Source organism: Candidatus Kuenenia sp., from assembly GCF_027493735.1.
Taxonomy (GTDB): Bacteria; Planctomycetota; Brocadiia; order Brocadiales; family Brocadiaceae; genus Kuenenia; species Kuenenia stuttgartiensis_A.
This window is the reverse complement of sequence record NZ_JAOSKF010000006.1, coordinates 278,439-301,965: the sequence shown is the minus strand read 5'-3', so window position 1 is coordinate 301,965 and position 23,527 is coordinate 278,439. Positions and strand designations below refer to the sequence as shown.

Genomic DNA, 23,527 nt, shown 5'->3' with positions numbered 1-23,527 from the left:
TGCTCACCAGTGGAATAGCAAAACAACTTTTCCCGGCTTCAGCTAAAAGAGAAACAACCTGACAGGAATGGCCCATAATGTACTCTGCCTTGTTATTCGAGTCAGATTCCTGATGCAATGACTTTACACCAGGCATCTTTTTGCCTTCTTTTGGCACCTTAAGGCCATCCCCACATAAAAGCAATTTCCCGCGAAAACGCTTTACCTGCGGATGTGTTTTTATAATAAGCTTTGTCCATAGTTTGGTTAGTTTCTCAACATTTAGTGCGTTGCTATGAAAAAAATCCAAAAGGCGGTCATAACAATACCCCTTAAGGCCGAGTCCTCGTATAATACTAGACACCCCGAGCAAATCAGGCCGAACGGTAATTCCGGCTAAAACTGTAGCAAACCATAAAAAGTTTCTCAGGCGAGAGCAGGCTGGGCGTAGTTGCCAGACCGTGCTCCACCACAGAATCCAAAGCTTCATAAATCTTCCTCCTCTTAAAATTATTGTTGACATATTGATGTAGCCTGTGTATGCTACATATATGTCAATAAAAAAGCTACAACAAATTGAAGAGAAGATTAAAAAAATCAAAAAGAAACTTCAGTCAATTAATGAAATGAGACCGGGTAGTCTGAGTAAACAGTATAAGGACCCTGCGGGGAAAAAGGGGGCATACTATCAACTCAGTTTTACACATAAAATGAAAAGCAGGACGGAATACGTCAGGCCTTCGTTTGTAGATGAGACAAGGCAACTGGTAAAAACATATAAAGAGTTTAAAAAATTGATTGAATTATGGATAGATCTTTCTATTGAACATTCACGATTGAAGGCCCATTTAGCGAAACGTGACAAACCGAAATAAGTTTAAAATTGTACTGTAAAAAATAAGAATTGTAGATATGATTAAATAGATTCACAACATGGAGAACTCGGTACTCTCAAGTGACTTAAGTCATTATCAATTATTAATATTTTAATTATTCTGTGTGTAGTAATTATGCATTGTAACCAGATAGCAGAATTTTAGTGAATTCTTGTTTAAAGGGCTTCACTTTAAAAGAAACCTGACCAATACTGATCGTATAAATTATAAGATTTATCAGGAGGTGTTATGTTCACTCATTTTAACCAAATAGAAAAATCAGTTCATTATCCGCAAGACAGGAAATTATTTATTGGACTGAATCCTTATGCCTTTCTGATTATTGGCATTGTATTCTTAGGAATAATGGGAGCAGCGTGGATACAATTTTTAGTATATGGATTACCAAAGGATCCGTCATTAGCACTGCTTTCTATAACTGAAGTTAAAGTGAAAGGTTTTCCCTTGTGGCTGATTCTTTGCCATTGGGTAAACTTTTTCTTTTTGATGATACTGATAAAAAGTGGACTTTCAATATTAATGGACCATCCCCGGCTGTATTGGAATAAAGGCTGCACACCTGGTTCTGAGTGGTTGAAATTTACTCCTTTAATTGTGCCAAAAGACAAATTATGGACCGCAAAAGATGATGCCCGTTATATAAGTCCGATTATCGGCTTACCAGGGTATCGCCACACAGTAGGTATTGCCCGCGGCTGGCATTTTATCCATGTACTTTTTTTTGTATTGAATGGAATAATATTTATTACGCTATTATTTGCTGGCGATCAATGGCAAAGAATAACACCTTCTTCCTGGCAAATTATTCCAGATGCGTGGGCAGTTTTTGTGCATTATGCTACATTCAATCTGCCAATAGAACCTGACGGTTTTTATCATTACAATGCATTACAGCAGATTTCATATTTTGGTGTAATATTTATTTTAGGACCTCTTGCTATGCTTAGTGGTGTGTGCATGTCACCTGCTATTGATAATAGATTTTACTGGCTGCCAAAATTATTTGGCAACAGGCAAGGAGCAAGGTCTGCACACTTTTTAGTGATGCTGGCATATGTGGCTTTTATTATAGTACACGTTACTATGGTGGTGATTACAGGCTTCGTTAGAAACATGAACCATATAACGCTTGGAACAGATAATCCCGCAGATTATACAGGGCTTTATATAGGTTCAGCAATAATTCTTTTTACAATTGCTTTTTTTGTTTATGCTCATTGGGTGTCCTGGAAACGGCCGCGATGGGTTCAAAGAACAGATGCATTTATTAATGGCAATTTGTGGCAGTTCACAATCAATAAATTGAAACCCAGAGCATATTTAAAAAAGAAAGATATATCTCCATTCTTTTGGCCCAATGGCAATCTTCCAATTTCCGAAAAGTGGAAAAAGTTGGCAGAGAATAAATTCAAAGACTACAAACTCAAAGTAGGCGGATTAGTAGAAAACCCCGTTGAATTGTCGCTTGATGATATAAAGAACCTGGGCAAAGAACAGAATATTACTATGCACCACTGCGTACAGGGATGGACGGGCGTAGCGGAATGGGGAGGCTTACCTATAAAGGTACTGGTGGACCTGGTTAAACCACATCCCTCTGTAACCACGGTTGTGTTTTATTCTTTTGGAGAAGGGTTGTATGGCGGCATGTACTACGATACAATCACTCTGGATAATTGTCTGAAACCCGCATCGATACTGGCGTGGGAAATGAATTATGAGTTGCTCTCTGAAGTACATGGGGCTCCTTTAAGGCTACGTGTAGAAAATCAGTTAGGTTATAAAATGGTAAAATGGATTGAACGAATTGAATTTGTAGAAACGTATAAAACAATTGGTAAAGGCTACGGCGGCAAAAATGAAGATGACGAATACTTCGATTTAATAGCTAATGTATAGCATCAAAAAAGATTTTTATAAATAATAATTCCCTTTATGAATATTAAAATTATAAAAACAGTCATCATGTTGCATTTGCAACACCCAGAAACGATGAAAATGGTTTTATAGCCATATCGTGTTGTAATATCTGTACTTAAACTATTTTTTGTAGTCTTATTTTCGAGCCAGGATAGTGAGTATATTCTTTCGTAAATTGATGCGAGAAAATTTTTATTTTGTTTCATTATAAACTTTACCATATAAGGGCTATAAAAAATATTATCATTAGAATTTCTTAATCTGTTTTTGGGAGTAAATAATTGTCTAATTTTATTGAACCAATCACTCTCTGGCCTTTACTATTATATACTGTAGCAGTAGTTTCTTTAGTAATTGGAATACTGATTATATCTTATTTTCTTGGTGAGCGTCACAAAGAGCCTTCTACCGACGTTCCTTTCGAATCAGGTATTACGCCCACCGGCAGCGCCCGTATCAGGTTTTCTGCACATTTCTATATCGCCGCAATGTTTTTCGTAATTTTTGATCTTGAAGCCATTTTTATCTTTGCATGGGCAGTTGCTTTTCGCGATGTTGGGTGGAACGGCTACATTGGTGTATTAATATTTATTGGAATTATTATTGCCGTACTTATTTATGTGTGGCGACTCGGCGCACTTGATTTCGGCCCGCAGGGTAAAAAAATATTATCAGCATTTGAAAAATTAAAAGGTTAAGCATTTATGAAATGGTGGTTAACTAAATCATCCGATCAAACTAAAACGGTCAGCGGCACAAGTTCATTTGAGGAAGCTGTTCAGAAAACTGTTGTGCTCTGTAATCTGCAGAATTTGATTGCCTGGGGAAGAAAAAACTCATTATGGCCTTTTAACTTCGGGCTGTCCTGTTGTTATGTTGAAATGGCGACAAGCCTAACAAGCAAATATGATATTGCAAGATTTGGCGCTGAAGTTATTCGGGGAACGCCGAGGGAAGCAGATGTAATGATCACTGCCGGCACCATATTCATTAAAATGGCGCCAATTATTAAAAGACTTTATGAACAGATGATGGAACCGCGATGGATAATTTCTATGGGCTCTTGTTCAAATTCAGGCGGCATGTATGATATTTACAGTGTAGTACAAGGCGTGGATAAATTTATGCCAGTAGATGTTTACGTGCCCGGCTGCCCGCCGCGCCCCGATGCTTTTATGGAAGGTCTTTTGATGCTGCGCGATTCAGTTGGAAAGGAAAAACGTCCTTTAAGCTGGTTTACCGGTCCGCAAGGGATTACCAGGATGGATCCTGTTTCAATGAAAGAATTAAAGCACGAAAACCGAATGAAAATGACAAAAATTAAACCGCCTTCGGAAATTTAATTAAAGAATAATTTATTTTTTTTATAAATGATTTATGACTGATTCCGCTATCGTTGAGAAACTAAAAACCAGGTTTGGTGGATCTGAAATTACCGAACAAAAAACCAGTGACGAATTTCCAACCATCTGGGTTTCGAAAGACAAGTTGATTGATGTGATTAGTTTTCTGAAAACGGAAGTTTCAAAGCCATACCGTATGCTGTACGATCTGACTGCGATAGACGAAAGAACCCGTGCAAAAAGAGTGGAAATACCCAAAGGTGATTTCACGGTTGTCTATCATCTTCTTTCTTTCGAAAGAAATGATGATATAAGAATTAAAGTTCCGCTTAAAGGTGAGTATCCATCACTCCCGACAATTACAAAAGTATGGTCTAATGCAGACTGGTACGAACGGGAAGTGTACGATATGTTCGGAATAAAATTCGATGGTCACCCGCATTTAAAAAGAATCTTAATGCCCTTAACCTGGGAAGGACATCCGCTACGGAAAGAACATCCTGCCCGTGCTACGGAAATGGGACCGTTTCAATTGCCGAAAGAAAAAGAAGAAAGAGAAAATCAGGCGCTTCATTTTAATCCCGAAGAATGGGGGATGAAAAGAGAAAGTGAAGATTCTGATTTCATGTTTTTAAATATAGGACCCCAGCATCCAGGTACGCATGGTGTGTTGAGATTAGTTCTTCAGCTTGACGGCGAAGAGATTTTAAATGTTGTTCCCGATATTGGGTTTCATCATCGCGGTGCAGAGAAGATGGGTGAAAGGCAGTCATGGCATACATACATTCCATACACAGACCGGATTGATTATCTTGCCGGTGTAATGAATAACCTCGCTTATCTTTTAGCAGTAGAAAAACTTGCAGGAATAAAAATCCCGGAGAGAGCGCAGGTAATTAGAATAATGCTTTGCGAATTGTTCCGGCTCTCAAGTCATCTTGTTTGGTATGGAACATTTGCCCAGGATATCGGTCAACTTTCGCCTGTGTTTTATATGTTCAGTGACCGCGAAAAAGTATTTGAAATTATCGAAGCGATCTGCGGCGACAGGATGCACCCGAACTGGTTTCGGATAGGCGGCGTTACTGACGACCTTCCAAACGGCTGGGACAGATTAGTAAAGGATTTCATCAACTATTTTCCGAAAAGATTAAAAGAATATGACACGATGGTTATGCAGAACCGGATATTCAAAGGGAGAACCATCGGTATCGGTATCTATAATACTGAAGAAGCAATTGAATGGGGTGTAACAGGGCCCGGCTTAAGAGCAACCGGATTTGAATGGGACTTCAGGAAGAAGCGACCTTATTCCGGTTACGATCAATTTGAGTTTGATATTCCAACTGCGCAGAATGGAGATTGCTATGACCGCGCAATAGTTAGAATTGAGGAGATGCGGCAGAGCATTAGAATAATAGAGCAATGCGTAAAGAACATGCCGTCCGGGCCATATAAATCAGATCATCCTCTGGCAACGCCGCCGCGTAAAGAAAAGACAATGCATGACATTGAAACTTTAATTACTCACTTTCTTGGAGTAACGTGGGGACCGGTTATTCCTGCCGGTGAAGCATTTTTTGGAATCGAAGCAACCAAAGGAAACAACGGCTACTATCTGATCAGTGATGGAAATACATCATCTTATAGAACGAGAGTTCGCACGCCGTCGTTCCCGCACATGCAGATGGTTCCTTTTATAAGCCGCAGTTACACGGTTCCTGACTTGCTTTCAATTTTAGGAAGCATTGATTTTGTTTTAGCAGATATTGACAGATAAACTTTCGGATAATTTATGTTATCGGTTGAAGAACAAAAAGACCTTGAAGAAGAATTAAAGATCGTACCTTATAAAAAGGCTGCCACTATAGAGGCGTTAAAAATTGTTCAGAAACACCGCGGATGGGTTTCGGATGATGGTGTAAAAGACATCGCAGAATTTTTAGAAATTACTCCGGATGAAGTTGACAGTGTTGCCACTTTTTATAACCTTATTTTCAGGAGAAAAGTAGGTAAACATGTTATTTTAGTTTGCGACAGTGTAAGCTGCTGGATACTCGGCTACAATCAAATTTTAGATTACCTGAATAAAAAACTTGGTATTAAGTTTGGCGAAACAACAAGCGATGGCAAATTTACACTACTTCCAATATCATGCCTCGGCACTTGCGATCATGCACCAGCACTTATGATTGATAATGATCTTTACAGAGATTTAACGACGGATTTACTTGATCCGATTTTAGAAAAATATAGTTGATGCAGATGGAAACTCCTTTAACTCAACATATTAAGGCAAATAAGCCGCCGATGAATTTAAAAGAATATGAACAAGCTGGCGGCTACCAGGCATTACGCAAAGTATTGAAAGAAATGCAGCCTCAAGACGTTCAAAAAATAATTAAGGATTCCAACTTACGAGGACGAGGCGGGGCAGGCTTTCCAACCGGAATGAAATGGAGTTTCGTCCCGTTAGGAGACGATGCGCCAAAAGATAAGTATCTTATTTGCAATGCCGATGAAATGGAACCAGGAGCATTTAAAGATCGCTTGCTTCTTGAAGGAAACCCTCATCAATTGATTGAAGGTATGATCATTGCCGCATACGCAATCCAGGCGAACAAAAGTTATGTTGTTCTACGATGGGCTTACAAGGAAGCAGCGGAATTAATATTTAAAGCTCTTGCAGAAGCTGAACAAGCTGGTTATATAGGGCAAAATATTTTGGGTTCTGGTTATGCTTTAGAATTATATCTTCATACAAGTATCGGCAGGTATATCCGCGGCGAGGAAACTGCACATTTGGAAGCACTGGAAGGCAAGCGCGCAATACCGCGTTCAAAGCCTCCGTATTCGGCAGTAAGCGGGTTGTTCGGTAAACCTACAATCGTAAATAATGTAGAAACTCTTTGTTGCGTTTCACACATTGTTAATAATGGTTCGGAATGGTTCAAAAACTTAAGCCTTAACGGTGTCGGCGGAACGAAGATTTATGGAGTCAGCGGGCGAGTAAAAAATCCTGGTACATGGGAACTTCCGCTGGGCACTTCAATGCGCGAGATAATTTTTGAACATGCCGGAGGAATGAAAGAAGGATTTAGATTAAAGGGAATCCTTCCTGGTGGTGCATCAACGGATTTTCTTACTGAGGAGCATCTTGATGTTAATATGGATTACTCTTCAGTTGAAAAAGCCGGCAGCAGACTTGGAACAGGAACATTAATAATTCTTGATGATAAAACTTGTCCTGTTGGAATGGTTCACAATCTTGAACATTTCTTTGCTCAGGAATCCTGCGGCTGGTGTACGCCTTGCCGCGAGGGTCTTCCCTGGGTTGAAAAAATTCTTCTTTCTATTGAAGAAGGCAAAGGTAAATTAGAAGACCTTGATATACTTTCTTTTCATGCTGTGAATCTGGGTCCCGGAAGAACTTTCTGTGCGCTGGCACCTGGTGCTGTAGAGCCGCTTCAAAGTTCTATAAAATATTTTCGTGAAGATTACGTGAGACACATAAATGAAAAAAAATGCCCGTGGAGGTAAAAATTGGTAAAAATTATTATTGATAATAAAGAATACGAGGTTGATCCTAAGAAGAGTCTTCTTGAGTCCTGTCTGTCGCTTGGATTGGATCTCCCATATTTTTGCTGGCATCCTGCTATGGGCTCTGTTGGAGCTTGTCGCCAGTGTGGCGTAAAAACCTACCGCGATGAAAGTGATACCAAGGGCAAGATCGTAATGGCTTGCATGGAACCCGTGAAAGAAGGAATGCGTGTAGGTGTATTTGAAGAAGAAGCAAAAGCATTTCGCGCTGGTGTTAACGAATGGATGATGACAAACCATCCTCACGACTGTCCGGTCTGCGACGAAGGCGGCGAATGTCATCTGCAAGATATGACGGTAATTACCGGACATAATTACAGACGATTTGTTTTCAAAAAACGAACTTACCGGAATCAACACCTTGGCCCATTCATTAACCACGAGATGAACCGCTGTATTCAATGCTACCGCTGCGTTCGGTTTTACAGAGATTATGCGGGTGGAAGAGACTTTGATAATATGGCTTCACATAACCATGTTTACTTCGGCAGGCATGAAGATGGAGTTTTAGAAAATGAGTTTAGCGGCAACCTGGTTGAAGTCTGCCCTACCGGAGTATTTACCGACAAGTCTTTAAAAAAACATTTTACAAGAAAATGGGATTATTCTACAGCGCCTTCAATCTGCACTAACTGCAGTCTGGGCTGCAACACGATTACTGGAGAAAGATACGGTATGATTCGCAGAATAAGATCCCGATATAATGGACAAGTAAACGGCTATTTTATTTGTGACCGTGGAAGATACGGCTACGAATTTGTAAACGACACTAAAAGGATAAAAGATCCTTCGTTAAGAAAGGAAAACGGAAATTTAGAAAAAGTTGATAAAGCGGATATGCAATCGCACGTTGCAAAACTTTTTTCCGGCAAAGATAAAGTGATCGGCATCGGCTCACCGCGGGCATCACTCGAATCGAATTTCGCATTAAAAAAATTTGTGGGATATAATAATTTCTTTCAGGGGATTTCCGGAAAAGAATTAAAATTAACAAACACTATTCTTGATATTTTACAGAATGGTGCGGCTAGAACTCCATCACTTAAGGAAGTTGAGAAAGCTGATGCCGTTCTTATTCTTGGGGAAGACCTCACCAATACTGCACCAATGCTTGCTCTGGCAGTGCGGCAATCAATAAGGCAAAAGTCATTCGAAAAAATTAAAGGCACAAATATTCCAGAATGGCAGGATGCAGTCGTTAGGAGCGTTTCACAAAATGAAAAGGGTCCGTTATTCATCGCTTCATTATACGAAACAAAACTTGATGACGTTGCTACAAAAACTATCCGCTGTTTTCCTGATGAAATTGCAATGCTTGGATTTGAAGTTGCTTCGCTTCTGGATAACATGGCTCCCAAAATAAATAATCCTTCAAAACAAATTCATTCACTTGTTACAGAAATTTCTCTTGCTTTAAAAGAAGCAAAGAGACCGCTGATTATTTCCGGCATTAGCTGTTTTAATGAAAACATACTTCATGCTGCGGCTAATGTTGCTTGGGCTTTGTGCAATTCCGGAAAAGCCGCAGAACTTTCTTTTGTAGTTCCGGAAGCGAATAGCTTAGGCACTGCAATGCTTGGCGGAAAGAGTCTTAATGATGCATTTGACGCTGTTGAAAAAGGTAATGCGGAAACAGTAATAATTTTGGAAAATGATCTTTACCGGAGAGCAGATAAAAACTCGGTGGATGCTTTTTTTAATAAGTGTAAAAATATTGTTGTTCTTGATAGTTTGGAGAATAGTACAACCTCAAAAGCAGGGACAATAATTCCGGTAGGAACTTTTGCGGAGTCTGATGGAACGTTTGTGAATAATGAAGGAAGAGCGCAGCGATATTATCAAGCTTATCATTCTTCAAATCCAAATTTGCTTGAAGGCTGGCGATGGTTAGATGGAATTGAATTGGCAAAGTCCAGCAGCAAATCCGAATTGAAAAACTTTAACGACTTTCTCATTGAACTTGTTGAATCGTTTCCAAAGTTCGAAGGGATTCAAAAGATTACTCCACCACCTGATTTTAGAATTGCAGGACAAAAAATTCCACGCGAAACTCAACGCTACAGCGGCAGAACGGCTATGCATGCAAATATAAATGTGAGTGAGCCCAAGCCGCCTGAAGATCCCGATTCACCATTGTCCTATACAATGGAAGGATACAAAGGTGAGCCGCCTTCTTCCTTGATACCATTTTACTGGTCGCCCGGATGGAACTCGGTTCAGGCAATAAATAAATATCAGATAGAAGTCGGTGGTGAATTGCACGGCGGCGAGCCGGGGAAAAGATTAATCGAGCCAAAACAAAATACTAACGCCGAATTTTTCAACGCTATAGCCGAACCATTTAAGATTAAGGACGGTGAATTCTTTGTCGTTCCGGTTTATCATATTTTCGGCTCGGAAGAATTAAGCAGTATCTCACCATCTATTGCAGAACTTGCGCCAAGACCTTATGTAGCGATAAACCTTGATAATGCTGAAAAATTAAAAATCAAAAAAGATGATGAAATCAATTTATATATAAATAATTATCGGCTTCGCTTGCCGGTAAAAATAAAGCTTGGATTGCCAAAAGGTATGTTAGGAATTCCGGTTAGTCTTTACGGCATGCAATATTTTGATCTGCCGGTTTGGTGTAAAATTTCAGGTGGTAATAATTAAATACAGAATTAAGAGAACGAAAAAAAAGATTTAGATTGAATTTACTGAACTATATACATTTGGAGTATTAGGTTTATCCGGTACAAATATTGCAAAATCATGGTAGGTCAACAAATAGTAAAGAGTAGTAATTATGCAAAAGGAGATAACTGTAATAATCGGTTCCCTACGAAAAGAATCCCGGAGTAAGAAGGTGGCAAAAGAATTCGTGCGTCTGACGTCTTTCCTGTGTTAAAGGAATCATTGGAGTAAAACTGGCAATGAAGCCGGACGAGTATAAAACCAAACTCACAAGCTTCAAAAGGGGCTTCAGATTTCTCGGATATAATTTCAATGGCACATACAAGGGAATAAGCACGAAGTCACTGAACAAACTCAAGAGCCTGTCCTGAGCCTGCCGAAGGAACAACATCAGGGAAGTCACCAAACGCACACAAGGCGTTAACCTGTAAGCCGTCATTGATACATTAAATCCTGGTTTATACGAGATCATTGTAAAATGATGAACCAAACTTTAATTTACATATTAATAGTATTCGGTGTGCTGATTGTTGTGATGACAATTGCTACCGGATTGATTTGGCTTGAACGCCGCTTGCTCGCACTCTGGCAGGATCGTTACGGGCCAAACCGGGTTGGACCATTCGGTTTGCTCCAGGTAATTGCCGACATGATAAAAATATTTTTTAAGGAAGATTGGATTCCGCCGTTTGCGGACAAAGCTGTTTTTGTAATTGCACCGGCAATAGTTATTATAACCGTTCTTATGAGTTTTGCAGTTGTTCCTTTCGCACCGGGAATATTCGTTTCTGATCTAAATATCGGACTGCTATTTTTTTTGGCAATGTCTTCATTGGGCGCTTATAGTGTTGTTTTAGGCGGATGGTCATCCAATAATAAATATGCATTGATCGGTTCGTTTCGCGCTGCGGCACAAATGCTCTCTTATGAAGTTTTCATGGGTCTTTCTTTAATGGGAGTTGTAATGCTTGCAGGTTCTTTTAACATGAATGACATTGTAATTGCACAAAAAAATATTTGGTTCGTTGTTCCACAGTTTGTCGGTTTTATAATTTTTATGATTGCCGGGTTAGCTGAAACACACCGATTACCATTCGACATTCCCGAAGCAGAAAACGAACTGATTGCAGGCTTTCACTCTGAATATTCCGGTATGAAATTCGGGATGTTCTTTCTCGGAGAATATTTAGGTATTACATTAATTTCTGCTATTATGGTAACATTGTTTTTTGGCGGATGGCTTGGTCCCTCATTTCTTCCGCCTGTTATCTGGTTTTTTATTAAAACATTTGTTTTCATTTCATTATTTATTTTGCTCAGAGCGTCGCTTCCAAGACCACGGTACGACCAGTTAATGTCTTACGGATGGAAATTACTTTTGCCGCTTTCGCTCTTAAATTTACTTGTCACCGGCGCAATCGTTCTATCAAGATGAAAAAAAGGATTGAATTTTGTATTTATGAGGAATAAATGCTAAGCAACTTAAAAACAATCTGGTTGGCTTTTCTTCACATGTTCAGAAAGCGTGTTACTTACCAGTATCCAGAAGAAAAGGCTCCACTCCCTGCACGATGGAGAGGCAGAATCATTCTTTCGCGCGATCCTGATGGTGGTGAAAGATGCGTCGGTTGTTATTTATGTGCGGCTGTCTGCCCGGTCGACTGCATTTCGCTGCAAGCGACCGAAGATGAATACGGGAGACGTTACCCGGAATTTTTTAGAATAAATTTTTCACGCTGCATTTTTTGCGGCTTTTGCGAAGATGCCTGTCCTACTTACGCAATACAACTTGTACCTGATTTTGAAATGTGCGAATACAACAGGCAGAATCTTGTTTACGAAAAAGAAGACTTATTAATCAGCGGAGAGGGAAAATACCACGGCTACAATTATTACAAGGTCGCAGGCGTTTCAATTAAAGGAAAAGATAAAGGTGAATCGGAAAGTGAATCACCGCCTATCGATGTTAAAGGCTTGCTGCCTTGATGAAATCATTTGGAATTTGAACTTATGATCATAACTTTTTACATAGCTTCAATTGTTGCAGTTGTTTCAACGCTGATGGTTATTACGCGTAAGAATGCAGTACATGCATTGCTTTATCTTATCGTCTCGCTTCTTTCCGTTTCAATTATCTTTTTTATTCTTGGTGCACCGTTCATGGCTGCGCTCGAAGTGATAATATATGCAGGTGCAATTATGGTGCTTTTCATATTTGTGATAATGATGCTGAACCTCGGAAGTGAAGCTGCAAGGATGGAAAATCAATTACTTAATCCTAAGATGTGGATAGTACCTGTAATACTAACTTTAATTCTGATTATCGAATTTATCATTGTCTTAATTAAAATAAACGGACAAGAATATAACTCCGTTATAATCAGTCCAAAGCAGGTCGGGATTTCGTTGTTTGGCACTTACTTACTTGGAGTAGAGCTCGCAGCAATGCTACTGCTTGCCGGCATTGTTGGGGCTTATCATTTGGGAAAAGAGAAAAAGAAAATCTTACATAGATATCTCGCAGAAACTGAACCTGATCTGCGAGTTAAAGGAAAATCTGAATGACAGCTATACCGTTTGAATCAAGCTTAATTCTTGCCTTTGTACTTTTTTTACTTGGATTGATAGGCGTCCTGGTAAGAAGGAATATAATTTTTGTGCTTATGTCGATCGAGATAATGCTTAACGCTACAGGACTTGCATTTATAACTGCCGGTGCGCGTTGGATGCAACCGGAAGGGCAGGTAATGTTTGTTTTTATTCTTACAATGGCAGCCGCAGAAGTATCAGTCGGGCTTGCTCTGATTCTGCGAATACATCGCCGGTTTAAAACGCTTGATACCGATGCATTGAATAATTTAAAAGGATGATATGCTTAATCTTCTTTGGTTAATTCCGGCAATACCATTTTTAGGGTTTCTTCTGCTCGCAATATTCGGCGGAAGAATAAACAGATCTTCTGTTGCATGGATTGGTGTTGGCTCGGTTGCGCTGCCTGCGATTTTATCAATCCTAATTGGTATTAATTTTATTTCATCACCGCCTCCTAATAACCGTTTCGATCAAACCTTATGGATCTGGATGAGTACTTCCGGTTTTAATCCCGGTATTGCATTTCATCTTGATGGGCTATCGCTAATTTTTATCTTCGCTATTACATTTGTTGGGTTTCTTATTCATCTTTATTCCGCTGAGTTCATGAAAGATGATGAAGGCTATTCAAGATTTTTCGCGTATATGAACTTGTTTATTGGCTCGATGGTAACATTAGTGTTAGCGGATAATCTTCTGTTACTTTATCTCGGATGGGAAGGTGTTGGTCTCTGCAGTTATCTGCTTATCGGCTTCTGGTACAAAGAACCTGAAAATGTTTACGCTGCTAATAAAGCTTTTATTGTTACCCGCATCGGTGATACTGCAATGGCAATCGGGCTGTTTCTGCTCGTTAAACATTTTAATACTTTGAATATTCAAGACATTCTTCAATTAGCATCTGCTAATTGGACTGTCGGATCATCGCTTGCGGTGTTAATAGCATTTCTGCTCCTTGGCGGTGCTCTCGGTAAATCGGCTCAGCTTCCATTACAAACCTGGCTGCCCGATGCAATGGCGGGACCTTCGCCGGTATCCGCACTCATTCATGCCGCTACAATGGTGACTGCCGGTGTTTATTTGATAGCGCGAACTCACACACTTTTTGAATTAGCTCCTGTTGCTCAAAGCGCAGTTGCAATAATCGGGGCTTTAACTCTTTCCATTGCGGGATTCAGCGCATTAACTCAAACTGATATAAAAAGAGTCCTGGCTTATTCAACCATAAGTCAAATTGGATATATGTTTCTTGCTCTCGGTATAGGCGCCTGGGCTGCAGGGATTTTTCATTTTATGATTCATGCGTTTTTCAAATCTCTTCTATTCCTTGCTGCCGGTGTCGTCATCAATGCACTCCATCATGAGCATAACATGTTTAAAATGGGAGGATTGCGCAAGAAACTTCCGGTAACTTATTGGACATTCTTAATTGCATCCGCTTCCCTGGCAGCTTTACCATTAATTACAGCAGGTTTTTACAGTAAGGATGCAATCATCTGGTACACATGGTCAAGCGATAAGGGAAGTCCCTGGCTGTGGCTTATTGCTATAATCGGTGCATTTATTACTTCCATTTATACTTTCAGAATGGTATTCGTTACTTTCTTCGGCGAACAAAAAACTCATGTAAGCCATAAGCCGGGAAACAGAATAAAAATTACGTTGATCGTTTTAGCGGTACTTTCTATTTTAGGCGGATTTATTGAAATGCCGGAAACTTTGGGAGGGTTTGCACCTTTTTCTTCATTGTTAAAATCTGTACTTCCAGTGGTTACGCTTAAAATGGAAGGCGATGGAATGGAATTATTGTTCCAGATATTAACAGCCTTGTTAGCTATTGCCGGGGTTTTTCTTGCTTACCAATTTTATCTGAAAAACTCTAAAGCCACTGAACGTTTTAAGGAGACTGCCATCTCTCAATTTTTATTTAACGGCTGGGGATTTGATTGGCTGTACGATCGCATTTTCGTATCTCCCGCAATCTTCTTTGCAAGGATTGATAAAAATGATTTTATTGATAAAGTTTATTCTTTTATAGCATGGCTTAGCATAGTTTTGAATAAGATTCTTGTAGTATCTCAGAATGGTCAATTACGCAGGTATGCGATGGCAATCGTTATCGGTGCCGTGATAATTTTCACGATTGTGGTGGCAATATGATCTTAGCATGGCTAATAATTATTTTGATGATTGGCGGGCTGCTTGCCTGGCTTGTTGGCAAATGGAGTAGTTATGCCTGCAGATGGATTTCTCTTATTACGCTAATAATCGATTTTATAATTATTATATCTATATGGATTTCATACTCTGCCAATATTTCAATCTCACGTGCGCCTGTCTGGTTGATAGAATTAAATACGGAGTGGATTCCGCAGTTTGGGATTAATTTTCACTTAGCACTTGATGGTTTAAGCTTAATCCTTGTTGCACTTACTATTTTTCTCGGAATTATCTCAGTCATTACTTCATGGAAAGAAATTACAGAACGAATTGGTTTCTTTCACTTCAATATACTTTGGATTCTGGCTGGAATATCCGGAGTATTTCTTGCGCTGGACTTATTCTTATTTTATTTTTTCTGGGAAGTAATGCTAATCCCAATGTACTTCCTTATCGGAATATGGGGGCATGAAAATAGAATTTATGCTGCTTTTAAATTCTTTCTCTTTACGCAGGCAAGTGGTTTGTTGATGTTCCTTGCCATTCTTGTCCTTTATTTTATACATGGAAAAGCTACGGGCATTTATACTTTTGATTATATGCAATTGCTTGGAACGATCTTGAGCCCGACCGTCTCTTTCATTTTAATGTGTGGGTTCTTAATCGCATTTTTAGTTAAGCTCCCTGCCGTTCCGTTTCACGCATGGTTGCCTGATGCTCACACGGAGGCTCCGACAGCCGGAAGTGTTATACTTGCAGGTTTACTGTTAAAAACCGGTGCATACGGATTGTTAAGATTTGTTATTCCGTTATTCCCGTCATCTGCTGCTGCAATTTCTCCCTATGCAATGTTCTTCGGAGCTATCGGAATTTTATACGGGGCTAAACTTGCTTTTGCACAAACTGATTTTAAACGATTAGTGGCATACACAAGTGTAAGTCATATGGGGTTTATACTCATCGGTGCTTTTGCGTTTAATGTGCTCGCGTTTCAAGGTGTAGTTATGCAAATATTAGCACACGGAATCACCACCGGCGCATTATTCGTACTTGCCGGCACAATGCAGGAACGTTTACATATAAGAGATATAAACAAGATGGGAGGTCTTTGGCAGTTAGTTCCCAGGATGGCAGGCGTTGGTCTTTTGTTTTCATTAGCTTCACTTGGTTTACCGGGGCTGGGAAATTTTATAGCTGAGTTTTTAATTCTTGCCGGATCTTACCAGGCGAATGCTGGTTTGACAATCTTTGCTGCATTTGGACTGATCGCTTCAACAATATATGCTTTGAGAATTATGCAAAAAGTTTTTTATGGCAAGAGAGAAAAGGAATGGAAGATAAGTGATTTTGGTATTCGTGAAATGATTATGATGGGTGCAATGATTATTGTTATTGCATGGCTTGGCATTTATCCTCAGACTTTTTTAACTACTACTAAGTATTCGATAGAAAACATCATTCAGAATTTCAAATCTCAAACATCAAACACTGAAGTTTTAGATATGAATAAAAAGGATCAACTTCAAAATGGAAATGCTTATAACAAATCTATTATGAATAACCTGAATTCTGGATTATCGACTCATGCCAAAAATCGAATCTGCATAATGGAGACTAAACGTGACCCCGATTGAGTTTCAATCAATATTACCCTTAATTATAGTTGCAGCCGCACCTATAATAATAATGCTTGTTGCTTCAGTTAAGCGAAGCCATTTGTTTGTGAATATATTCAGCTTAGTCGCATTCGCATTAGCTTTAATTTCGGTAATTTTAGTTTCAAATTTGGCTCCGGTTACAATAGTACCACTATTTATTTTTGATAAATTTTCTTTTTTTTACATCGGACTTATCCTGTCGGCAAGTTTTCTTGTTACTCTTTTATCATTCGGTTACTTTGAACAATATGAAGGTGATAAGGAAGAATTTTATATTTTGCTTTTCATTGCTACATTGGGTTCCTCATTGCTTGTCGCAAGCATAGATTTTATTTCATTTTTTTTAGGATTGGAAATTTTAAGTGTTTCTCTTTATGTACTGATCTCATATTTCCGCACTAATGAAAATGGATTGGAAGGAGGCATAAAATATCTGGTGCTTGCTGCAACATCTGCAGCATTTTTGCTATTCGGAATGGCGCTTGTTTACAGCGGATTAGGAACAATGGCTTTCAATCAATTTACAAGTAGAATTTCTTCACCCGATACCAATTTGATATTAGCGGTCACCGGTTTTTCAATGATCATAATCGGCGTCGGTTTCAAATTGGCATTAGTACCATTTCATCTCTGGACGCCGGATGTTTACCAGGGTGCACCCGCACCTGTTACGGCATTTATTGCAACTGTTTCTAAGGGTGGTATGTTTGCATTGATGTTGCGTCTTTTCGTTGAGATAAACGTACATCAATATCCTTCTCTGATCTTAACATTCACAATAATAGCTGCTGCATCTATGTTGATAGGCAACCTTTTGGCAATCCGGCAAAATAATATAAAACGAATTTTGGCGTATTCATCTATCGCACATCTTGGTTACGTGCTTGTTGCGTTTTTAGCCACCGGAAGTTTAGGAATTCAGGCTGTTACATTTTATTTGGTTGCGTACTTTATTACTACCCTGGGTGCATTCGGAGTTGTTACGGTACTGTCTGTTAAAGATCATGAAGCAGAAGACATTAAGGAATATGAAGGATTGTTCTGGTCGCATCCTGTAATTGCTGCAGTTTTTACTGTGATGCTTTTTTCTTTAGCGGGAATTCCACTCACGATTGGTTTTATTAGTAAATATTATGTACTGGCGGCGGGAATTAATTCATCGCTCTGGTTTTTGGTGATCGTGCTTGTTGTCAGCAGTGCTGTAGGATTATACTATTACTTAAGAATAATTACCGCTATGTACAGACAAGTTGTTGAATCATATGATAAGTCTTTAAAGATAAAAATTTCTTTTCCATTGAGCGGCGGAATTGCATTAACAATTCTGACCGTATTGTTAATCTGGTACGGAATATTTCCTTCAGCATTGATTACCGCCATTCAGTCAATTATAAATATTAAATTAGGTTCAGGAATTTAACGTAACAAAATATCCACAAGGGTATTTTGTTGGATGAATAAATAGCATTACTTTGTTAAAAATTAAACGATCAATTTCTTTTTAAGTCGGTTGGATTTAATTTTAAAATAGTCATTGGCGAGTTTTTCGTTCTTTGATAAGGCGTTGGTAGAGGCAAATTCGAGTAAGGAGTGGCTGCCTGTTTGATTTCGTTGAAGATAGTAGGTTTCGTTTCAAGGATTTTCGTAAGACAAGCATTTTGTTTGATCAAATAGGTGAGAGTCCATGCAATAAGACAAAGACTTCGTTGTGAGTTCAGTTGATTTTTAACAAAGCAATGATCACATGAGCATTTATTTATGATTAAAATGCAGAATGTTTCAAAAATTTTTGGTCAAACCAGAGCGCTAAAATCCATTGATTTAACCATTCCGGCCTGCCTAACAACTGTATTGATTGGTCCAAGTGGCTGTGGAAAATCTACAATACTTCGGCTGATCATAGGCCTTTTACAAGCGGATAGCGGATCTATATATTTTGAGGAAACTAAAATTATTCCTGAGGTTGTGATTACCTTAAGAAGAAAGATGGGTTACGTTATCCAGGGGGGAGGCCTTTTTCCGCACCTTACTGCGTATGACAATATAGCATTGATGGCACGCTACATGGGATGGGATAATGAACGTATAAGAAAACGATTGAACGAACTAACCGAACTGACGCATTTTCCTTCTGACGGACTTCATCGTTTTCCAGTACAACTTTCCGGTGGCCAACAGCAACGGGTGAGCTTGATGCGCGCACTAATGTTGGACCCTGACGTACTTCTGTTAGATGAACCCCTTGGCGCCCTTGATCCGATGATACGGGCCGATCTGCAGGTTGATTTGAAAAGGATCTTCCAGGCACTTGGTAAAACAGTTGTTCTGGTAACTCATGATATAGCAGAAGCCGGATTTTTCGGCAATGTTATTACCTTACTACGGGATGGAAAAATTTTACAGAAAGGCACACTCGAAGATCTCGTACAATCACCGGCCGATTCATTTGTTACTTGCTTTATAAATGCTCAGCGAAGTCCTTTGGAAGTTATGAGAAAGGACTTCTAATGAAAACATACTTTTTTGTCATATACTTGTTTTTATGCAACGCTGTCTTTGCATATCTCTTTCCACTTACAGCATATAGTTCCACTCCTAAGATCAAAATTGGCTCAAAAAAGTTCACTGAATCTGTAATATTGGGAGAGATAGTGAATCATCTGTTAAAAAGTACCGGAGAACAGCCCATTTACCTGCGAGAACTGGGAGGCACACGTGTATTGTGGAATGCTTTATTAAAATGTGAAATTGATATTTACCCTGAATATACAGGTACGATTAGTGAAGAAATTCTGGCAGGTGAGGAAGTACGCAGTGAGGAGGAGATCCGGCAAGCCTTAATCAAACGTGGGATTAAGATGACAGATGCATTAGGTTTTAACAATACCTACGCTATCGGAATGAAGGAAGAAGTTGCAGAAAAATTAAAAATTCGAAAGATCTCAGACTTGCAACGCCACCCTGATTTGAAATTTGGTTTTGGAAATGAGTTCATGGACAGGGGCGACGGATGGCCAATCCTGCGCAGGCATTACAACCTACCTCAGCAAAATGTAAGAGGCTTGGATCATGATCTTGCCTACCGTGGCTTGGAAAAAGGCATTATTCAGGCGATTGATACCTATTCAACAGACGCCAAAATCCGGTATTATAATCTGCGTTTATTAGAGGACGACATGAATCATTTTCCCGCTTACAATGCCGTAATCCTGTATCGGTCTGATTTAGAAGAACGCGCTCCGCATGTTGTTACTGTTCTAAAAAAGATCGAAAATAAAATTTCTAGATTAGAAATGGTCAAAATGAATTTTCGTGCCAATATGGAAATGATACCGGAAAATCGGATAGCTGCAGACTTCTTATCGGAAAGTTTATCTCTGGAAACTGAATCTTATGAGGAAACTGCTATTAGCCGCCTATTACGCCTTACCACAGAACATCTTTATTTGGTCACAATTTCGTTATCAGCAGCCATTTTAACTTCAATACCACTGGGTATTGTCTCTGCGAAGCGAACAACATTGGGACAAATTATCCTTGCTATTGTTGGTGTTCTCCAGACCATTCCGTCACTGGCCCTTCTTGTCTTTATGATTCCGTTACTGGGTATTGGCGGACCTCCGGCCATTACGGCACTTTTTCTCTATAGTCTCCTGCCAATTGTACGGAATACATACACAGGTCTTCATGATATTCCTTCACATATTCGAGAATCTGCAGAGGCACTTGGGCTTCCACCGGGAGCGCGGCTTAGGTTGGTGGAATTGCCAATGGCGTCGCGATCTATTTTAGCAGGCATTAAGACGTCAGCTGTGATTAATGTGGGAACGGCAACATTAGGTGCACTTATAGGCGCCGGTGGTTATGGGCAATTAATTCTTACCGGTATTCGATTAGATAATATTTCACTCATCCTACAGGGGGCGGTACCGGCAGCCGTACTTGCTCTGATAGTACAAGGTGGTTTTGAGGCTTTGGAGAGATTTTTTGTGCCAAAAGGTCTGCGTTTGAAACCTACGGTTTGAGTTTTCATGGAGAGTAATTTTCTCCTGTAGGAGCTACATCACGCCTTTGACAAATATGAATATGGGGTCAGACCTTGATTAGTAATCCTTGTTAATCTTTCATTAATGTCATCATCTTTCGAAATAGTTGATTCCATAATAGTTACCCGTCGACTTATTGATGAATAACCAAGACCAAGCAAATCACCGACTTTCTGGTTATCATACCAACCAGGAGCGTTCCCGATTTTTTGTAAATTTTAGCAGCAATTTTTCATGACCATAAGCTAACTCATTACACATCCCCGGCCCTTCTTTTTAGATGGGAGATAAAAAGTGCTCTCCTGATAGAGGGAATTTAGGGATGTGTTTTAATACAAAAAAACTCCTTACTCAATAAAACCAGAAATCCTTGATTTTATTGGATCTTTTCAAAAAACCAGAATGTTACAAGAATTTTGAATGCTCTATGCTCTCTTCATGAATTTATACATATTCAAGTAAAATATCCGCCAACAGCTTTCTTTTTTACAAAAAATCGGGAAGGCACCCTACTAAAAGGTACTGCCAACCTGTACTTCATAAAAGATAGATTAATAAATCACGATTTAGTTTATTTGAATCACTTATCCTAAAGGAGTATAAAAAAACGTCTGTATCGCATTTTAAAATCTTTGCAGCTTTCTTTAGAATGTTTTCAGGATCGGTATCTCTTGATACTTGCCGTTTTTGAGGAATTTCAACATCAGGATTCTCTGACAAATATTTGGACTTTATACGGTCAGCAAACTTCTGAGAACCCAAAATAAGGCCGTGACGAAAATCTTCTCATGTAGCAAATGATAAGGATTATCCATAAGAACATAGGCGTAAACCTCAACCTCAAACCTGTCCGACATATTTCCTAAAGTTTTCAGAAATAAAACACGATCATCATTGTCCCGCAAAATATCTCTTCTCTCATTGGCGCACGATAAGAGGTGATAATAAGCTCCTTTAATGCTATACGCCATTGTCTTGTCATCAAAGACAAGGCAACATAAACTGTCTTTTATTGTTAAGTGTTTAATAACTAATCAAGGTTTGACTCCCGCCGCCTTATTCTCTTATTTCTCTTTCCTTTGATGTTCAGTAGGGTCGATAAAATAAAAAAACTTGCAATTTTCTTTGTTTTTGCTAAGCTGACTGCCTGATAGAAAAAAGCAATTTCCTATCATCTCATCTCAACCATCCATCTGGCTTGGGAAATGAATCATGGACCGCTCTCTGTAGTATATGGCGCCCCTTTAAGACTGCGTGTAGAAAATCAGTTAGGTTATAAAACGGTAAAATGGATTGAATGAATTGAATTTGAGGAAAAACATGAAACGGTTGGCAAAGGCTATGGAGGCAAAAATGAAGATGACGAATACTTTGATTTATTGGCAAATAGTCAAACAATTAAGATATGTAGAAAATGGAACACTCATTTAAAATAGGCGACCATGTAAAATGGAATTCTGAAGCCGGATATGTATCAGGCAAGATTATAAAAATACATACCACCGATTTTGATTACAAGGGCTACACACATCACGCCTCCAAAGAAGACCCCCAATATGCCATCCAAAGCGATAAGACTGACCATATTGCAGTGCATAAAGGAAAAGCACTTACGAAATTGAGTAAATCCTAAATTCCGCAAACGATTTTCGTAGTATGAAAATCGGTATTTTCCAATACCAAAATTGGCAAAAAACATATAACAAACCTCTGTTTTTTAGCAATTGTGGTAGCTGAGTTGTGCTACTTTAAACAAAAAGACATAAAGATTAGCCCGAATCATTCATCCGGAAGCTATAAAATCAGAATGTGGCGATACTGTCCCTATCTGCGGTGTCCTTACAGCTCTTAGAAAATCAAAAAAACGAAAAACAAGATTTATTTTCTATGGAAACACTACTTCCAGCGACATGCGTTCCCACTTTTTCCATTCTTCATTATGCAGAAATTTCTCCGGCAATTTTAATGTCAATTGCCTGCTTCTCTCCACCAATTTTCCTGCCATAATGACTAACCACAACCGCATCGTCTTTACTTCCAAAATCAAATATCCTGCCTGCACTGACTCAAGGTATTCAAGCAATTCACCGGCAAAAAAACTACTGTCTCCGCGAAATACCTCCCTTACTCCCTTCTTCATGTATGCCATACATTTATTTACCCATAAAATTTAATACCGGTAAAAGCCTTGCATTTACTGTTAATCCTTTCCCATTCATCTCTGTGGTGATTTTAGGTTGTATTTTGTTGTCGGCTTTTGTTATATTCCACATCGAAATGGCTAATCTCCTTTCTTCTGTATTTTGTTATCAATATACCGCTGAATACTTCGAAAATTCTACCATTTCAATCCTATTCCTGCAACAAGGCTTTGCCTTGTTTGCTGGATTTAGGTAAATACATATTCATGGAAATAGAAAATAATGAATCTACAGACTTAAGACCAGAAGGAACACGAAAAATGGGTACTCCATTGGTAAATGTAAATATTCCTGAATTTATAAAGCAATTAAAAGCAGAGGTTAAATGGCAAACCAGCGACTAGTGGATACCACTAATAATTATTTGGAGTGTATGGCGACATATTATAAAAAAGGCGACATTAAAATATAATGCCCGGTATTGGGAAATGATATTCCCCCTAGGCAGGTAAC

19 protein-coding genes and 2 pseudogenes are annotated in these 23,527 nt (G+C 39.1%); 19 read left to right on the top strand and 2 right to left on the bottom strand.

Going from position 1 to position 23,527, the window contains the following annotated elements; translation table 11 throughout:
* A pseudogene (locus M5U24_RS05600) lies at nt 1-469 on the bottom strand (IS4 family transposase); the annotation flags it as partial.
* 61 nt (nt 470-530) lie between these two features.
* Here M5U24_RS05600 and M5U24_RS05595 point away from each other — a divergent pair.
* The 18 genes from M5U24_RS05595 (at nt 531) to M5U24_RS05510 (ending at nt 22,506) form a co-directional block, all read left to right on the top strand.
* Entirely contained in the window at nt 531-854 is a 324-nt protein-coding gene (locus tag M5U24_RS05595; RefSeq protein WP_099326856.1) for a DUF6788 family protein, read from the top strand.
* Between the two features lie 249 nt (nt 855-1,103).
* Entirely contained in the window at nt 1,104-2,774 is a 1,671-nt protein-coding gene (locus tag M5U24_RS05590) for a molybdopterin-dependent oxidoreductase (RefSeq protein ID WP_099326855.1), read from the top strand.
* 302 nt (nt 2,775-3,076) lie between these two features.
* Entirely contained in the window at nt 3,077-3,493 is a 417-nt protein-coding gene (ndhC, locus tag M5U24_RS05585; RefSeq protein ID WP_099326853.1) for an NADH-quinone oxidoreductase subunit A, read from the top strand.
* 6 nt (nt 3,494-3,499) lie between these two features.
* Nucleotides 3,500-4,138 (top strand): NADH-quinone oxidoreductase subunit NuoB, encoded by a 639-nt coding sequence (gene nuoB / locus M5U24_RS05580; protein WP_099326852.1) that lies wholly within the window; start codon nt 3,500-3,502, stop codon nt 4,136-4,138.
* Between the two features lie 34 nt (nt 4,139-4,172).
* The gene (gene nuoC, locus M5U24_RS05575; protein WP_099326851.1) at nt 4,173-5,918 is read left to right on the top strand and encodes an NADH-quinone oxidoreductase subunit C/D; all 1,746 of its coding nucleotides are present in this window, start codon (nt 4,173-4,175) and stop codon (nt 5,916-5,918) included.
* Nucleotides 5,919-5,933: 15 nt separating this feature from the next.
* A complete protein-coding gene (nuoE, locus tag M5U24_RS05570; RefSeq protein WP_099326850.1) occupies nt 5,934-6,398 on the top strand; it encodes an NADH-quinone oxidoreductase subunit NuoE in 465 nt (154 codons plus the stop codon).
* A complete protein-coding gene (gene nuoF, locus M5U24_RS05565) occupies nt 6,398-7,678 on the top strand; it encodes an NADH-quinone oxidoreductase subunit NuoF (RefSeq protein ID WP_197705284.1) in 1,281 nt (426 codons plus the stop codon). The genes nuoE and nuoF overlap by 1 nt, the downstream gene beginning before the upstream one ends.
* A gap of 3 nt (nt 7,679-7,681) precedes the next feature.
* Nucleotides 7,682-10,396 carry an NADH-quinone oxidoreductase subunit NuoG gene (gene nuoG / locus M5U24_RS05560; protein WP_099326849.1) on the top strand — a complete coding sequence of 905 codons (2,715 nt, stop codon included), beginning with the start codon at nt 7,682-7,684 and terminating at the stop codon, nt 10,394-10,396.
* 466 nt (nt 10,397-10,862) lie between these two features.
* Nucleotides 10,863-11,852, top strand: coding sequence for an NADH-quinone oxidoreductase subunit NuoH (nuoH, locus tag M5U24_RS05555; protein ID WP_315850557.1), 990 nt, complete (start codon nt 10,863-10,865; stop codon nt 11,850-11,852).
* A gap of 35 nt (nt 11,853-11,887) precedes the next feature.
* Nucleotides 11,888-12,403 carry an NADH-quinone oxidoreductase subunit NuoI gene (nuoI, locus tag M5U24_RS05550; protein ID WP_099326847.1) on the top strand — a complete coding sequence of 172 codons (516 nt, stop codon included), beginning with the start codon at nt 11,888-11,890 and terminating at the stop codon, nt 12,401-12,403.
* Between the two features lie 9 nt (nt 12,404-12,412).
* A complete protein-coding gene (gene nuoJ / locus M5U24_RS05545; RefSeq protein ID WP_197705283.1) occupies nt 12,413-12,982 on the top strand; it encodes an NADH-quinone oxidoreductase subunit J in 570 nt (189 codons plus the stop codon).
* Nucleotides 12,979-13,287, top strand: coding sequence for an NADH-quinone oxidoreductase subunit NuoK (gene nuoK, locus M5U24_RS05540; protein ID WP_099326846.1), 309 nt, complete (start codon nt 12,979-12,981; stop codon nt 13,285-13,287). The genes nuoJ and nuoK overlap by 4 nt, the downstream gene beginning before the upstream one ends.
* Nucleotide 13,288: 1 nt before the next feature.
* Nucleotides 13,289-15,169, top strand: coding sequence for an NADH-quinone oxidoreductase subunit L (gene nuoL, locus M5U24_RS05535; RefSeq protein WP_099326845.1), 1,881 nt, complete (start codon nt 13,289-13,291; stop codon nt 15,167-15,169).
* Complete coding sequence (gene nuoM / locus M5U24_RS05530) at nt 15,166-16,803, top strand: NADH-quinone oxidoreductase subunit M (RefSeq protein ID WP_099326844.1); 1,638 nt, start codon at nt 15,166-15,168, stop codon at nt 16,801-16,803. Before nuoL ends, nuoM begins: the two co-directional genes overlap by 4 nt.
* A complete protein-coding gene (locus M5U24_RS05525; RefSeq protein WP_099326843.1) occupies nt 16,790-18,247 on the top strand; it encodes an NADH-quinone oxidoreductase subunit N in 1,458 nt (485 codons plus the stop codon). The genes nuoM and M5U24_RS05525 overlap by 14 nt, the downstream gene beginning before the upstream one ends.
* Nucleotides 18,248-18,585: 338 nt before the next feature.
* A complete protein-coding gene (locus M5U24_RS05520) occupies nt 18,586-19,335 on the top strand; it encodes an ATP-binding cassette domain-containing protein (protein ID WP_099326842.1) in 750 nt (249 codons plus the stop codon).
* A complete protein-coding gene (locus M5U24_RS05515) occupies nt 19,335-20,852 on the top strand; it encodes a glycine betaine ABC transporter substrate-binding protein (RefSeq protein ID WP_099326841.1) in 1,518 nt (505 codons plus the stop codon). Before M5U24_RS05520 ends, M5U24_RS05515 begins: the two co-directional genes overlap by 1 nt.
* 1,435 nt (nt 20,853-22,287) lie before the next feature.
* Nucleotides 22,288-22,506, top strand: coding sequence for a DUF2945 domain-containing protein (locus tag M5U24_RS05510; protein WP_099326839.1), 219 nt, complete (start codon nt 22,288-22,290; stop codon nt 22,504-22,506).
* Between the two features lie 252 nt (nt 22,507-22,758).
* Here M5U24_RS05510 and M5U24_RS05505 read toward each other — a convergent pair.
* Nucleotides 22,759-23,034: pseudogene (locus tag M5U24_RS05505) on the bottom strand (hypothetical protein); the annotation flags it as partial.
* Between the two features lie 246 nt (nt 23,035-23,280).
* On the opposite strand from M5U24_RS05505, the gene M5U24_RS05500 reads away from it, so the two are divergent.
* Nucleotides 23,281-23,418, top strand: coding sequence for a hypothetical protein (locus M5U24_RS05500; protein WP_157820768.1), 138 nt, complete (start codon nt 23,281-23,283; stop codon nt 23,416-23,418).
* The last annotated feature ends 109 nt before the right edge of the window (nt 23,419-23,527 follow it).